The organism is Pseudomonas sp. GM18, assembly GCF_000282195.1.
GTDB lineage: Bacteria > Pseudomonadota > Gammaproteobacteria > Pseudomonadales > Pseudomonadaceae > Aquipseudomonas.
The window spans coordinates 24377-37689 of sequence record NZ_AKJT01000127.1; the positions used below are offsets into that span (position 1 = coordinate 24377).

The following is a 13313-nucleotide window of genomic DNA, read 5'->3' on the forward strand; positions in this document are numbered from 1 at the left end:
TCAATGCATCAGGGTTTGCAAGCTGAACGGATAGCGGTACGACGTCGGCCGCCCCTTGGCCGAGAGCTTTTGAAAATCCACGTCGTAATCCTGAGTGGCACTCAAGCCCAGCAGTCGCCGGGCTTGCGCGTGATCGATCAACTGCAACACCGGAATCTGCCGGTCGCGCCCACCGTACTGGCTGACGTCCACGCCCTGATCGTAGTCATGCAACTGCACCATGGCCCAACCGCCAAGACTGAAGTGCCCGCCCAACAGCGCGCTCAATCGGCCATCCAGCAGCGCCTGCAAGGCGGCCGGGGAGTTGTTGACGGCGCTGAACAGCGCGTCCTTGCCGGGCTGGCCACCCGTTTCGGAGTACGCCTGCATGGCGCCGAAGGCCATTTCATCGTTGGCCGACCAGACCAGCGACGTTTGCGGGTAACGCTTGAACAGTAACCTGGCCTGTTCGTAGGCGCGCTGACGGCTCCAGCCGCCATAGACCACCTGGCGCAAACGCACTTCAGGGTGTTCGGCCAAGGCCCGCATCATGCCTTTCTCCCGCAGTTGCGCGGCCGGCGTGATTTTCAGACCGGAAAAGGCCACCAGGTCAATGACCTGGCCGGGCTCGACCGGGCGATGCAGGCGAATCAGCTCCTTGAGCATCAGGTAGCCGCCCTCCTCATCGTTGGTCACCAGGCTGCCCAGCAAGTCGGGATACTTGCCCGGCTGGGCACTGAGCAGGCGCATCTGGTCCACGGTCAGGCCGTTGTTGACCAAAAACAGCTTCACGCCGCTGCCCTGAGCCAGACGCAAAATTTCGGGCGCGACGTACAGTTCGTTGACGAAGACTAGATAGTCTGGCCGATTCGACCCTTGCAGGGCTTCGCGGGCTTGCTTGAGCGTGGTTTCAGCGTTTCGTTCGGAATAGAGGATGTGCAAATCCATGCCCAGGTTCCTGGCCGCGGCCTGCATGAACTGCGAGTAACTGACCCAGAACGCCTCTTGGCTGGTCCCGGGATTGAGGAACAATACGGACGCCGCCTGGGCACACGGTCCCAGGACCGCGCCAAGCGCCAGCACTACACCGCAAAAGAACTTCAACATTGATCGTCCGAGCCCCCGAAAATCCGCCGCGCATTATAGCCAGCGAAGTCCCTTGAAACGGCGCTTATTCCGGCTTTTTGTCCAACAATCGTCGGAACCGGGCCCGGACGGGGTCGTTTATTGATGGCTGACCCAGAATACCGCCGTCCCCACGACCAGGATGATCAGGAACAAAATCGCCCAGGCATCGACCGTGCTATCGCTTTTCCTTGCTTTGGTTGGGTTGCTCATTGCATCGCCTCTTGTCGGTTTTATCGGTGATTGCATAAAGACTCGAGCACAGTTAAGACGATGATTGCCCGCACGACAAATGAGGGTTTTACCACCATGATTTTCATTAGTCGTTTTGGTTCTTTGCATATACTCAAACATCACTTTTGCGCATAACTGCAAACTGGTATCTTGCGTCGGCTCCGTTGGGAGTGCGCGGCCGTGCGCGCAGAATTGCCGAGGCAGAATCGGATGAAAGCTTGCGAAAACGCAGCTGTATCCGACCGGCCCAAGCCTGAGAACAGGACTTATATGTACGTATACGACGAGTACGATCAGCGGATCATCGAGGACCGCGTCAAGCAGTTCCGTGATCAGACCCGACGCTATCTGGCAGGCGAGCTGAGCGAAGAAGAATTCCGCCCCCTGCGCCTGCAAAATGGCCTTTATATCCAGCGCTTTGCCCCGATGCTGCGGGTGGCGGTGCCTTATGGCCAACTCACTTCGCGCCAGACGCGAATGATGGCCAAAGTTGCCCGCGACTATGACAAGGGCTACGCCCACATCAGTACCCGGCAGAACGTGCAGTTCAACTGGCCGGCCGTGGAAGACATCCCGGACATCCTGGCGGAACTGGCGACCGTGCAGATGCACGCGATCCAGACCAGTGGCAACTGCCTGCGCAACGTCACCACCGACCAGTTCGCCGGTGTCGCCGCCGACGAACTGATCGACCCGCGGCCATGGTGCGAAATCGTCCGTCAGTGGACCACGTTCCACCCGGAATTCGCCTACCTGCCGCGTAAATTCAAAATCGCCATCAACGGTTCGACGTCCGACCGTGCGGCCATCGAAGTCCATGACATCGGTCTCGAGCCGGTGCACAACGCCGCGGGCGAACTGGGCTTCCGCGTGCTGGTCGGTGGCGGCCTGGGCCGTACTCCGGTGGTAGGCGCGTTCATCAACGAATTCCTGCCATGGCAGGACCTGTTGAGCTACCTCGACGCCATCCTGCGGGTCTACAACCGCTACGGCCGTCGCGACAACAAGTACAAGGCGCGGATCAAGATTCTGGTCAAGGCCCTGACACCTGAAGTGTTCGCGCAAAAAGTCGACGCGGAAATGGAACACCTTCGCGGTGGCCAGACCACGCTGACCGAGGCCGAAGTGCATCGCGTGGCCAAACACTTTGTCGATCCAGACTACAAGGCTCTGGAAAACCAGGCAGCCGAACTGGCCGAGCTCGACAAACAGCACCCGGGCTTCGCTCGCTGGCGCACCCGCAACACCCTGGCGCACAAGAAGCCGGGTTACGTGGCCGTCACCCTGTCCCTGAAGCCGACCGGCGTTGCACCGGGCGACATCACTGACAAACAGCTCGATGCCGTTGCCGACCTCGCCGACCGCTACAGCTTCGGTCAGCTGCGCACCTCCCACGAGCAGAACATCATTCTGGCCGATGTCGAGCAGAGTCAGTTGTTCGCGATGTGGGGCGAGTTGCGCGAGCAAGGTTTCGCCACGCCGAACATCGGTTTGCTGACCGACATCATCTGCTGCCCGGGCGGCGACTTCTGCTCCCTGGCCAACGCCAAGTCGATCCCTATCGCAGAATCGATCCAGCGCCGTTTCGACGACCTGGACTATCTGTTCGACATCGGTGAGCTGGACCTGAACATCTCTGGCTGCATGAACGCCTGTGGTCACCACCACGTCGGCCACATCGGCATTCTCGGAGTGGACAAGAAAGGCGAAGAGTTCTACCAGGTGTCCCTGGGCGGCAGCGCCAGTCGCGATGCGAGCCTGGGCAAGATCCTCGGCCCGTCCTTCGCCCAGGAAGCCATGCCTGATGTGATCGAGAAGCTGATCGACGTGTACATCGAACAACGTACCGAAGACGAGCGCTTCATCGACACCTATCAGCGTATCGGCATTGACCTCTTCAAGGAGCGCGTCTATGCAGCGAATAATTAAGAACAACGAAGTCGTCGACGAAACCTGGCACTTGCTGCCGAAAGATTTCAACATCGACGAGATCAGCAACTGCGACGACCTGATCGTCCCGCTGCAACTGTGGCGCGAACACAGCCGTATGCTCAAGGCCCGCGATGGCGGCCTGGGTGTGTGGCTGGATGCCGACGAAGAAGCTGAAGAAATCGGTGACGACGTGGCGAACTTCCAGGTCATCGCCCTGAACTTCCCGGCCTTCACCGATGGCCGCAACTACTCCAACGCCCGTCTGCTGCGTGACCGCTATGGTTTCAAAGGCGAACTGCGGGCGATCGGCGACGTGCTGCGCGACCAGCTGTTCTACATGCATCGCTGCGGTTTCGATGCGTTTGCCATTCGCGCCGATAAAGACCCCTACGAAGCCCTCGAAGGCCTCAAGGACTTCTCGGTGACCTATCAGGCCGCCACCGACGAACCGCTGCCGCTGTTCCGTCGCCGCTAAATACGGCGTCTAAAAAAAGCCCTGAATCGAAAATCCGGTTCAGGGCTTTTTTGTGTCTGTCGCATCCCGAATAAGGTTTACACCTTCCAGCGTCTTATCAGGAAGGTGTAACGGATACGGGGACTTACCAGAAGCGTTGCTGGGTCAACCGGCTCCACCAGCTCAGCAATACGCGATCGATCGAACCGCTGGCCGCCATGCCGATGCGCTCCTGCAGAGTTTTACGTTCGGCGTAATGCAAATGATAAAGCTCAGACTGTTTGGCCCGTTCGGCAAGGTATTCATCGCTGGTCTTGAGTTCATCCACCAGTCGCTTGTCCAGGGCCGAGACGCCCAGCCAGATTTCACCGGTGGCCACTTCGTCGATAGCCAGTTGCGGGCGATAGCGGGAAACGAAGTTTTTGAACAGCTGATGGGTGATGTCCAGCTCTTCCTGGAACTTCTCCCGGCCCTTCTCGGTGTTTTCGCCAAACACTGTCAGGGTGCGCTTGTATTCACCGGCCGTCAGCACTTCGAAGTCGATGTCGTGCTTTTTCAGCAGGCGATTGACGTTGGGCAACTGCGCCACCACGCCGATCGAGCCGAGAATCGCGAACGGTGCGCTGATAATTTTCTCGCCGATGCACGCCATCATGTAGCCGCCGCTGGCCGCGACCTTGTCGATGCACACGGTCAACGGCACGCCGGCCTCGCGAATGCGCGCCAGCTGCGAAGACGCCAGGCCATAGCTATGAACCATGCCGCCGCCGCTTTCCAGGCGCAGCACCACTTCATCCTTAGGCGTGGCGAGGGTCAGCAGCGCGGTGATTTCGTGGCGCAGGCTTTCAGTGGCCGATGCCTTGATGTCGCCGTCGAAATCCAGCACGAACACCCGCGGCTTGGCCTCGGGTTTCTTCTTTTGCTTTTTCTCGGTTTTAGCCTGGGACTTGCGCAGTGCCTTGAGCTGGTCCTTGTCGAGCAAGGTTTGCTCCAGGCGTTCGCGCAGCCCTTTGTAGAAATCATTGAGCTTGCTGACTTGCAGTTGGCCGGTCGACTTGCGCCGACCTTTGCTGCGCAACGCCGCAAAACTGGCCAGGACCACCAGAATGGCGATCACCAGTGTCACGGTTTTAGCCAGGAAACTGGCGTACTCGGACAAAAACTCCACAGAGACTCCTTCAACACGATGCGCGGCATGAACACGCGCGGGATACCTCCAGCATACCCATGAGCCGGCCCGGCGACCAGTCGTGAAACCTCTGGGACAGGCCTGTAACGGGCATTTCAAACAAGCGTATGTTTTTTCATTGACAGCTCACCGCCATCCTCATAACCTCGCCAAACCTTCAACGTACCGGGATGACGCGGACGTGGGCAGCATCTATTTGATTCGACATGGCCAGGCCTCCTTTGGTGCAGACGACTATGACGTTCTGTCGCCGACCGGTATTCGCCAGGCAGAAGTCCTCGGCCAGCACCTGGCCGAACTCGGTGTCAGCTTCGATCGCTGTCTGTCGGGCGACCTGCGCCGTCAGCAACACACGGCCACCAGCGCACTGGAACAGCTCGCCGCCGCGGGCTTACCGGTACCGACGCTGGAAATCGATTGCGCCTTCAATGAATTCGACGCCGACGCAGTGATCCATGCCCTGCTGCCGGCCATGCTGGAAGACGAGCCCGAGGCGCTGGACATCCTGCGCAACGCCGCGCAAAACCGTGCCGAGTTCCAGCGCATCTTCGCCCTGATCATCGAGCGCTGGCTCGCCGGCACCTATGACACACCGGGCCTGGAAAGCTGGCTGGGATTCGTCGATCGTGTGCAGGCTGGCCTGCAGCGGCTGCTCGAAAACGCCGACAACACCCAGAAAATCGCCGTGTTCACCTCCGGCGGCACCATCACTGCCCTGCTCCACCTTATTACGCAAATGCCTGCCCGACAGGCCTTTGAACTGAACTGGCAAATCGTCAACACCTCGCTCAACCTGCTCAAGTTTCGTGGTCGCGAGGTGGCCCTGGCTTCCTTCAACAGTCATACCCACCTGCAACTGCTGAAGGCCCCGGAACTCATCACGTTTCGCTGATTCCGGACTATTGTGACCCTGGCTGTAATCACCCAGCTCTTATTACCCAAGAAAGGATCGAACCATGACCTCCGTAGCTGATGCCGTACAAGCAATGAAAGCCAAGTTCAACCCAGCCGCTGCTGCCGGTCTGGACCTGGTATTCGGTTTCCGCATCGACGACACCAAGAACTTCTCGCTGATCGTCAAAGACGGCACCTGCGAGCTGCAAGAAGGCGAAAACCCGGACGCCCAAGTGACTCTGGTGATGGACGGCGAAACCCTGGAAGGCATCGTCGACGGTTCGACCGACGGCATGCAAGCGTTCATGGGCGGCAAACTGCGCGCTGAAGGCGACATGATGCTGGCCATGAAACTGTCCGAGCTGTTCCCAGGCTAAGACGACGGCTCCCGCTCTCGGGAGCCTCTCTGGCTGCATGCGAATCCCGCCTATATGGCGGGATTCGTCGTTTCTGGGCTCAACGCGTACCGGCGTCGTCCATTTCTTCGAACACTTTGATGTACGCTTCGTGTTCTTCGTTTGCGCTGTCGACCTCCACCACCTCACCATCGTAGGTAAGGTTACCGTCATCTCCGTCGAGCTGAAGACCGATGACAAACTTGCGATAGCTCACTTGCAGATAAAGATTGTAAAGATCCGCCGGCTTATCCGGGGCACTGAAGACGCTATAGTTGTAACGCACACGCCGGGTCAGCACCGGCCATGTATCCCAGACGGGCTGAGTATTCACTTCAGGTTGGACATCCTCCAGCGCCTCAATGGCCGCCTGGATCAGAAATTCGTTGTCTTTGGCGGTGAAAACAAATGGCTTGCTACGCGTCATGATGAACGGATTCAACTTGCCGTCGAGTTCCTGGGGCACATACATGCCACTGCGAAACCACTTCGTGGCATCGAACGTGGGTCCACTTGCCCCCGTAGCGCGAGTCGTCATCATCACGGTGTCGGGAATGCTGCTGCCCTGACTGGCGTACAGATAAGTCCCGACCAGGCCGACGGCTATCAGCGCCGCGATCAAAATACCTTTCGGGTTACTGACTTTAAAAGATGTCACTGAGCAGTTGTCCTTGTCCTTCGGATCGAGCGGTAGCGTTTGCCATCGTCTACGTCCTTGTTTGAGCCGGGCAGGGAATCTAACCGATCCATCAGGTAGTTAAAACAGGCCGCCAGCGGATTTGCGGTCTATATTCCTTGCTGGCCGCATGCGTCAGACATCGGCTGTTCAACCCCTGCTTCTTTTGTGAAGAACTGAGCGGAGAACACTGCCATGAGCCCACCTGACGAGCACAACGATTTTAGTCGCCGCCGCGTACTGCAAGGCCTTTCGGCAGGCGCCATCGGTGCCTGGATCAGTCCGTTAACCGCAGGGAGTAAAACCATGCCCGATGCCCCCGCCGACCTGATTCTGTACAACGGACGCCTGCACACCGTCGACCGCAAGAAACCCCAGGCCAGTGCCGTCGCGATCAAGGACGGGCGCTTCGTGGTGGTCGGCAGCGATGCCCAGGCCATGGCCCTGCAAGGCCCCGGCACGCAAATCGTTGACCTGCATGGGCGCACAGTGATTCCCGGCCTCAACGACTCCCATCTGCACCTGATTCGTGGCGGCCTCAACTACAACCTCGAACTGCGCTGGGAAGGCGTGCCGTCTCTGGCCGATGCCTTGCGTATGCTCAAGGATCAGGCCGACCGCACGCCCACGCCGCAATGGGTGCGGGTGGTCGGTGGCTGGAACGAATTCCAGTTTGCCGAAAAACGCATGCCGACCCTTGAAGAACTGAACAAGGCCGCGCCAGACACTCCGGTGTTCGTCCTGCATCTCTACGACCGCGCCCTGCTCAACCGCGCCGCGCTGAAAGTAGTCGGCTATACCCGCGACACGCCGAACCCGCCGGGCGGCGAGATCCAGCGCGATGCCAATGGCGACCCCACCGGCATGCTGATCGCCCGCCCGAATGCGATGATCCTCTACTCGACCCTGGCCAAAGGGCCAAAGCTGCCACTGGAATATCAGGTCAACTCGACCCGCCAGTTCATGCGCGAACTCAATCGACTGGGCGTCACCAGCGCCATCGATGCCGGCGGCGGTTATCAAAATTACCCGGACGACTATCAAGTCATTCAGCAACTGGCCAAAGACCAACAGCTCACGGTGCGCATTGCCTACAACCTGTTCACCCAGAAACCCAAGGAAGAACTGACCGACTTCAAAAACTGGACCAGCACTTCCCATTACGGCCAGGGCGATGACTTTCTGCGGCACAACGGCGCCGGCGAGATGCTGGTGTTTTCGGCAGCGGACTTCGAAGACTTCCTCGAACCACGCCCCGACCTGCCGCAAACCATGGAGCAGGAGCTGGAACCGGTGGTGCGGCATCTGGTGGAGCAGCGCTGGCCCTTCCGCCTGCACGCCACCTACAACGAATCCATCAGCCGCATGCTCGACGTGTTCGAGAAGGTCAACCGGGATATTCCGTTCAACGGTTTGCCCTGGTTCTTCGATCACGCCGAAACCATCACCCCCCGCAACATCGAACGGGTCAAGGCCCTGGGCGGCGGCATCGCCATTCAGGACCGCATGGCGTTCCAGGGCGAATACTTCGTCGACCGTTACGGTGCCAAAGCGGCCGAAGCGACACCACCCATCGCGCGCATGCTCGCCGAGGGCGTACCGGTGGGCGCGGGCACCGATGCCACGCGCGTCTCCAGCTACAACCCCTGGACATCGCTGTACTGGCTGGTCAGCGGCCGTACCGTCGGTGGGCTGGCGCTCTACCCGCAAGGCTTGAGCCGCGATACGGCGCTGGAACTGTTCACCCACGGCAGCGCCTGGTTCTCCTCCGAACAAGGCAAGAAAGGCCAGATCAAGGTCGGGCAACTGGCGGACCTGATTGCGCTGTCGGCGGACTACTTTCACATCGAAGACGAAGCCATCAAATCGATCGAGTCGGTGCTGACCATTGTCGACGGCAAGATCGTTCACGGTAGCGTCGAGTTCGAAAAACTGGGGCCTCCGCCAATCCCGGTGGTGCCTGAATGGTCGCCGGTGGTGAATGTACCGGGGCACTGGAAACCCTTGGCACCGCTGACCGCGCAAGCCCACCAGTGTGTGGGCGCATGCGCGGTACATGCCCACAGCCATGAACGGGCGCGATTGTCGTCCGCGCCGGTCAGTGACTATCAAGGGTTCTGGGGGGCGTTTGGCTGTTCGTGTTTTGCGTTCTGAAACACTACGGCGGCGGGTTGTTGGAAAGCAGAACAGGGCTTTGAGCTCTGCGACTCTGATTTTCCGAAAGGCAAAGCGTCCCGGAATATGCATCGCCAAGCAGGCCTGAAATTAAACGACTAAACAATTTGCAAACCCTATATAGTGGCCAATCCCCACTATCCCCCCCATGGGATCATGGATCTGCGAACAAGGAATGTTCGATGTGCAATAACACCCCATCTCTTAGTCTGCAATGTACTCGCACAGAAAGAGTGATACCGGGTTCAAAACCCTGCTCATAAATAGGATTCTTCATACATTTAAAACTCGAAAAATATCCAACCCAGCCTTTAACCCCACTACACAAGCGCACATCAAATGATAATAGATCAACAAACCCTGGACAAACTCACCCATAAAAACCACGAACAGAATATACAGGATCTCCAAAACGTGGAACGAGGACTTGAAACCTTCTTCAAGTCAAAAAACAAGTTCCCAGAATTCGACCTCATCACTCACCTATTCAAGAGCAATCAAGATGAAAACTGGGTTATCGCCCAATGCCAGTCAATCGAGCATCAACTAAAGCGATTGATCCACGACAACGCCTATACATTAGAGCCAGAAAAAATCTCCCGCGAGTTAATAACGGATATTTCCATATTCAATCAACATCACAAAGTATTCAGTTGGGATGTCGGCATTCACGCTCAAAACTATCTAACAAGCATGGAAGCGTTCCTTAATGCGAAATTCTCCTATGCCAATTACGTCCCTGCGTCCACAAGCGGCAGGACCTTCAAGGTCATCTCGACGCCAGCGCAGATCAGGTTCGCTATAGAATTCAAGATAAAAAATATGCTGAGAATTCTGGACCATACCTATAGCGATGGCTCATCCAGCATCATACAAATCTCCGAACTTTTGAATTTCTGTGAAAAAAACTCACATCTTTTTACGTTCCCAATTAGCATCACAGCGCTTAAAGAACTCAACAAATGGAGCAACAATTTTATCCATAGCGGAGTATTCAGCTACTACTGGCAATCACTCCAGGCCATTGAAATAATCGAACCTATGTTCTCCATTAAAGACAGCAAAAGCATACACCTTGAAGGATTTAATTATTTAGCACCCGGCATTGAAAGCCCAGCACTAAAAGAAGAACTAGAGAAACACTTCAACCACAAAAAGAAAAAGACAATGACTTTCCACATCTGTGACACCCCACTAGAAGGACGAACATTCGCAGCGTAATAAATAGTCATAAGGAATGCATCCATGTTCCTACACGACTTTTGAAGCCGCCAACAACTCCCACGTATACGGTTGCCGCGCCGAGCCAAACAGCTCGGCTGTGGCCCCACGCTCCAGCACTTCACTATCCCTCATCACAATCAAGTCATGGGCCAGCGCCCCGGACCACAGCCAAATCGTGGCTGATGAACAGATACGTCTCGCAGGAATAAGCAGCTCGACCGCTCGACCGCCAAAGAAACACTCGCTGACACAAGCTTGATCTCGATCAGTTGTTCTCCCCCCCACACTCTCTACTATCGCGCTTCCATCGAAGGCCAAGGACGGCTCATTGGGAGCCTGCGGCCGATCATTTTCAAGGAAGAGTCAATCATGCGGTCATTGAAAATCATTTTGCTGGCATCGGCGTTCAACGGCCTGACCCAGCGGGCCTGGCTGGATTTGCGTCAGGCCGGTCACTCGCCCAGCGTGGTGCTGTTCACCGATGAAGACGCGGTGTGCGAGCAGATCGAACACTCCGGCGCCGACCTGGTGATCTGCCCGTTTCTCAAGGACCGGGTACCGCAGCAACTGTGGAGCAACCTCAAGCGCCCTGTGGTGATCATTCATCCGGGCATCGTCGGCGACCGTGGCGCCAGCGCGCTGGACTGGGCGATCACCCGTGAACTCAGCCGTTGGGGCGTGACCGCGTTGCAAGCGGTGGAGGAAATGGACGCCGGGCCGGTCTGGGCCACTTGTGAATTCAACCTGCCCCAGGGGCTGCGCAAATCCGAGTTGTACAACGGGCGCGTCAGCGACGCCGCGATTTCCTGCATTCGCGAAGTCGTGGAAAAGTTTATCGACGGTTTCGAGCCAGTGCCTTTGGACTACAGTCAACGCCATGTGGTTGGCCGCTTGCAGCCGAACATGAAGCAAGCCGACCGGATCTTCAGCTGGCACGACAGCGCACACTTCATCAAACGCTGCATCGACGCCGCCGACGGTCAGCCCGGCGTATTGGCCAGCCTGGCCGACGGTCAGTATTACCTGTATGACGCTCATCTGGATTCGCGCAGCGGCACGCCGGGAGAGATTCTCGCGGTGCACGACGATGCGGTGCTGGTGGCGACCGGCGATCACAGCCTGTGGATCGGCTCGCTGCGACGCAAACCCCGGCCCGGCGAAGAAACCTTCAAGCGTCCGGCCCGGCATGTGCTCGCCGAACAGCTTGCGCAAGTCCCGACCCTTGATTGGTCGATCGCCTCTCAACCGTTTAACAACGAAAGCTATCAACCGATCCGCTATCGCGAGTCGGGGCATGTCGGCGAGCTGACCTTCGAGTTTTACAACGGCGCCATGAGCACCGAACAGTGCCAGCGACTGGTAGAGGCCCTGCGCTGGGCCAAGTCCCGGGACACTCAAGTGCTGCTGATCAAGGGTGGACGCGGCAGTTTCTCCAACGGCGTACACCTCAACGTGATTCAGGCCGCAGCGGTTCCGGGGCTGGAAGCCTGGGCGAATATTCAGGCGATCGACGACGTCTGCCAGGAACTGCTCAGCGCCCGGCAACTGGTGGTCAGTGGCCTGACCGGCAATGCCGGGGCTGGTGGCGTGATGCTGGCGCTGGCTGCCGACATCGTCTTCGCCCGCTCCGACATCGTGCTCAACCCCCACTATAAAACCATGGGCCTGTACGGCTCCGAATACTGGACCTACAGCCTGCCCCGCGCCGTCGGCCCGGCGATGGCGGAAAAACTCACCGAAGACTGTCTGCCGATCAGCGCCGTCCAGGCCTTGCAGTTGGGCATGGTCCAGGAAATCGGTCCGCGCTGTCCGGACGAGTTTGGCCTGTGGCTGTTGCAGCGGGCCAATGGTGCATTGAGTGATCCGGCGTACCAGGCGGTGCGCGAGCGTAAAAACCGGTTCGATACTCAATTGATGCAGCACTGCCGCAATGCCGAGCTGGAAGAAATGCACCAGGACATGGTGCAGAACCGCAAGCAGTTCGCCGAGAAGTGCCGTAACTTTGTGCTCAAGCGCAAGGCGTGTGGCACGCCGCAGCGGCTGGTGGCCGATTGGGCGGTGGTGAAGGAGGTTGAGTTGGCGGATTGATCTTTTGATCCTGCTTTCTATCCGCCGGCCAATGCTGCTCTTACAATGCCCGCACTTCCCACATCGGCCTGCCCATGGACATCGACCTCGCCCGCACCTTTCTGGAAATCGTCCGCCACGGCAGCCTGGCCGCGGCGGCTGAAAAGCTGCACGTCACCCAGACCGCGATCACTGCCCGGGTGCAGAAGCTCGAAAGTCAGCTGGGCAGCACGCTGTTCGTGCGCAACCGCGCCGGTGCGCGCCTGACGCCGAACGGCGAGGCCTTTGTGGTTTACGCCAATCAATTGGTGCAGACCTGGGAAGCCGCTCGTCGCGACTTGCCGTTGCCCGAGGGCTACCGCGACGTGCTGCACATCGGTGGCGAGGTCAGTCTGTGCAACCCGTTGATGCTCAGTTGGGCCGGGGAACTGCGCGAGAAGATTCCCAGCCACGCCCTGCGCATGGAAATCCGCGACGGCGAAAACCTGCTGCGCCAACTGGAATTGGGGGTGCTGGATGCAGCGCTGGTCTATCAGCCCGAATACTGGCCACGCCTGCAAGTCGAGCAGGTGCTGGAAGAAAAACTGATCCTGGTACGCCTGGCCGGAAAGCCCGATCCTTATGTGTATATCGACTGGGGGCCGGACTTCCGCCGCCAGCACGATGCCGCGCTGCCGGAAAAAGCCAAGGCAGCCCTGAGCTTCAACCTCGGACCGCTGGCCTTGCAATACATCCTGGAAAACGGCGGCAGCGGCTATTTCCGCACCCGGGTGGTCCAGAGTTACCTGGAAAACGGCTTGCTGGAACAAGTGCCCAAAGCCCCGGAGTTCAGCTACCCGACCTATCTGGTTTACTCCCGGGACCGCGACTCGGCGACCCTGCAACGGGCGTTCGACCTGCTGCGGGAAGTGATCAAGACGGACGACGACTGGTCCCAGCGCTGGAACCCGCTGACCTGACACCATGCGG

Annotated in this window: 11 protein-coding genes and 1 pseudogene; 8 read left to right on the plus strand and 4 right to left on the minus strand. The window is 58.3% G+C overall.

Going from position 1 to position 13313, the window contains the following annotated elements; genetic code table 11:
- Complete coding sequence (locus PMI21_RS01765) at nt 1-1086, minus strand: ABC transporter substrate-binding protein (protein WP_007941761.1); 1086 nt, start codon at nt 1084-1086, stop codon at nt 1-3.
- 522 nt (nt 1087-1608) lie between these two features.
- Between PMI21_RS01765 and PMI21_RS01760 the strand changes: the two genes are divergently transcribed.
- Entirely contained in the window at nt 1609-3267 is a 1659-nt protein-coding gene (locus PMI21_RS01760; protein ID WP_007941762.1) for a nitrite/sulfite reductase, read from the plus strand.
- Nucleotides 3251-3745 carry a DUF934 domain-containing protein gene (locus PMI21_RS01755; protein ID WP_007941763.1) on the plus strand — a complete coding sequence of 165 codons (495 nt, stop codon included), beginning with the start codon at nt 3251-3253 and terminating at the stop codon, nt 3743-3745. Before PMI21_RS01760 ends, PMI21_RS01755 begins: the two co-directional genes overlap by 17 nt.
- A gap of 124 nt (nt 3746-3869) precedes the next feature.
- Here the strand turns inward: PMI21_RS01755 and sohB are convergent, their stop codons facing one another.
- A complete protein-coding gene (gene sohB / locus PMI21_RS01750; RefSeq protein ID WP_007941764.1) occupies nt 3870-4892 on the minus strand; it encodes a protease SohB in 1023 nt (340 codons plus the stop codon).
- 202 nt (nt 4893-5094) lie between these two features.
- Between sohB and PMI21_RS01745 the strand changes: the two genes are divergently transcribed.
- Both PMI21_RS01745 and PMI21_RS01740 read left to right on the plus strand, forming a co-directional pair.
- A complete protein-coding gene (locus PMI21_RS01745; protein WP_007941765.1) occupies nt 5095-5805 on the plus strand; it encodes a histidine phosphatase family protein in 711 nt (236 codons plus the stop codon).
- Between the two features lie 64 nt (nt 5806-5869).
- Nucleotides 5870-6184, plus strand: a complete 315-nt coding sequence (locus tag PMI21_RS01740; RefSeq protein ID WP_007941766.1) for an SCP2 sterol-binding domain-containing protein — start codon at nt 5870-5872, stop codon at nt 6182-6184.
- A gap of 79 nt (nt 6185-6263) precedes the next feature.
- Here the strand turns inward: PMI21_RS01740 and PMI21_RS01735 are convergent, their stop codons facing one another.
- Nucleotides 6264-6860 (minus strand): hypothetical protein, encoded by a 597-nt coding sequence (locus PMI21_RS01735; RefSeq protein ID WP_007941767.1) that lies wholly within the window; start codon nt 6858-6860, stop codon nt 6264-6266.
- Nucleotides 6861-7184: 324 nt separating this feature from the next.
- Here PMI21_RS01735 and PMI21_RS01730 point away from each other — a divergent pair, with 324 nt between their 5' ends.
- Entirely contained in the window at nt 7185-9032 is a 1848-nt protein-coding gene (locus tag PMI21_RS01730) for an amidohydrolase (protein ID WP_033064261.1), read from the plus strand.
- A gap of 435 nt (nt 9033-9467) precedes the next feature.
- Nucleotides 9468-10274 carry a hypothetical protein gene (locus tag PMI21_RS01725; RefSeq protein ID WP_157214332.1) on the plus strand — a complete coding sequence of 269 codons (807 nt, stop codon included), beginning with the start codon at nt 9468-9470 and terminating at the stop codon, nt 10272-10274.
- 30 nt (nt 10275-10304) lie between these two features.
- Here PMI21_RS01725 and PMI21_RS29975 read toward each other — a convergent pair.
- A pseudogene (locus tag PMI21_RS29975) lies at nt 10305-10473 on the minus strand (microcin ABC transporter ATP-binding protein); the annotation flags it as partial.
- A 173-nt stretch (nt 10474-10646) separates the two neighbouring features.
- Here PMI21_RS29975 and PMI21_RS01720 point away from each other — a divergent pair.
- A complete protein-coding gene (locus PMI21_RS01720; RefSeq protein ID WP_007941770.1) occupies nt 10647-12365 on the plus strand; it encodes a hydrogenase maturation protein in 1719 nt (572 codons plus the stop codon).
- Between the two features lie 74 nt (nt 12366-12439).
- Nucleotides 12440-13303, plus strand: a complete 864-nt coding sequence (locus PMI21_RS01715) for a LysR family transcriptional regulator (protein ID WP_007941771.1) — start codon at nt 12440-12442, stop codon at nt 13301-13303.
- The last annotated feature ends 10 nt before the right edge of the window (nt 13304-13313 follow it).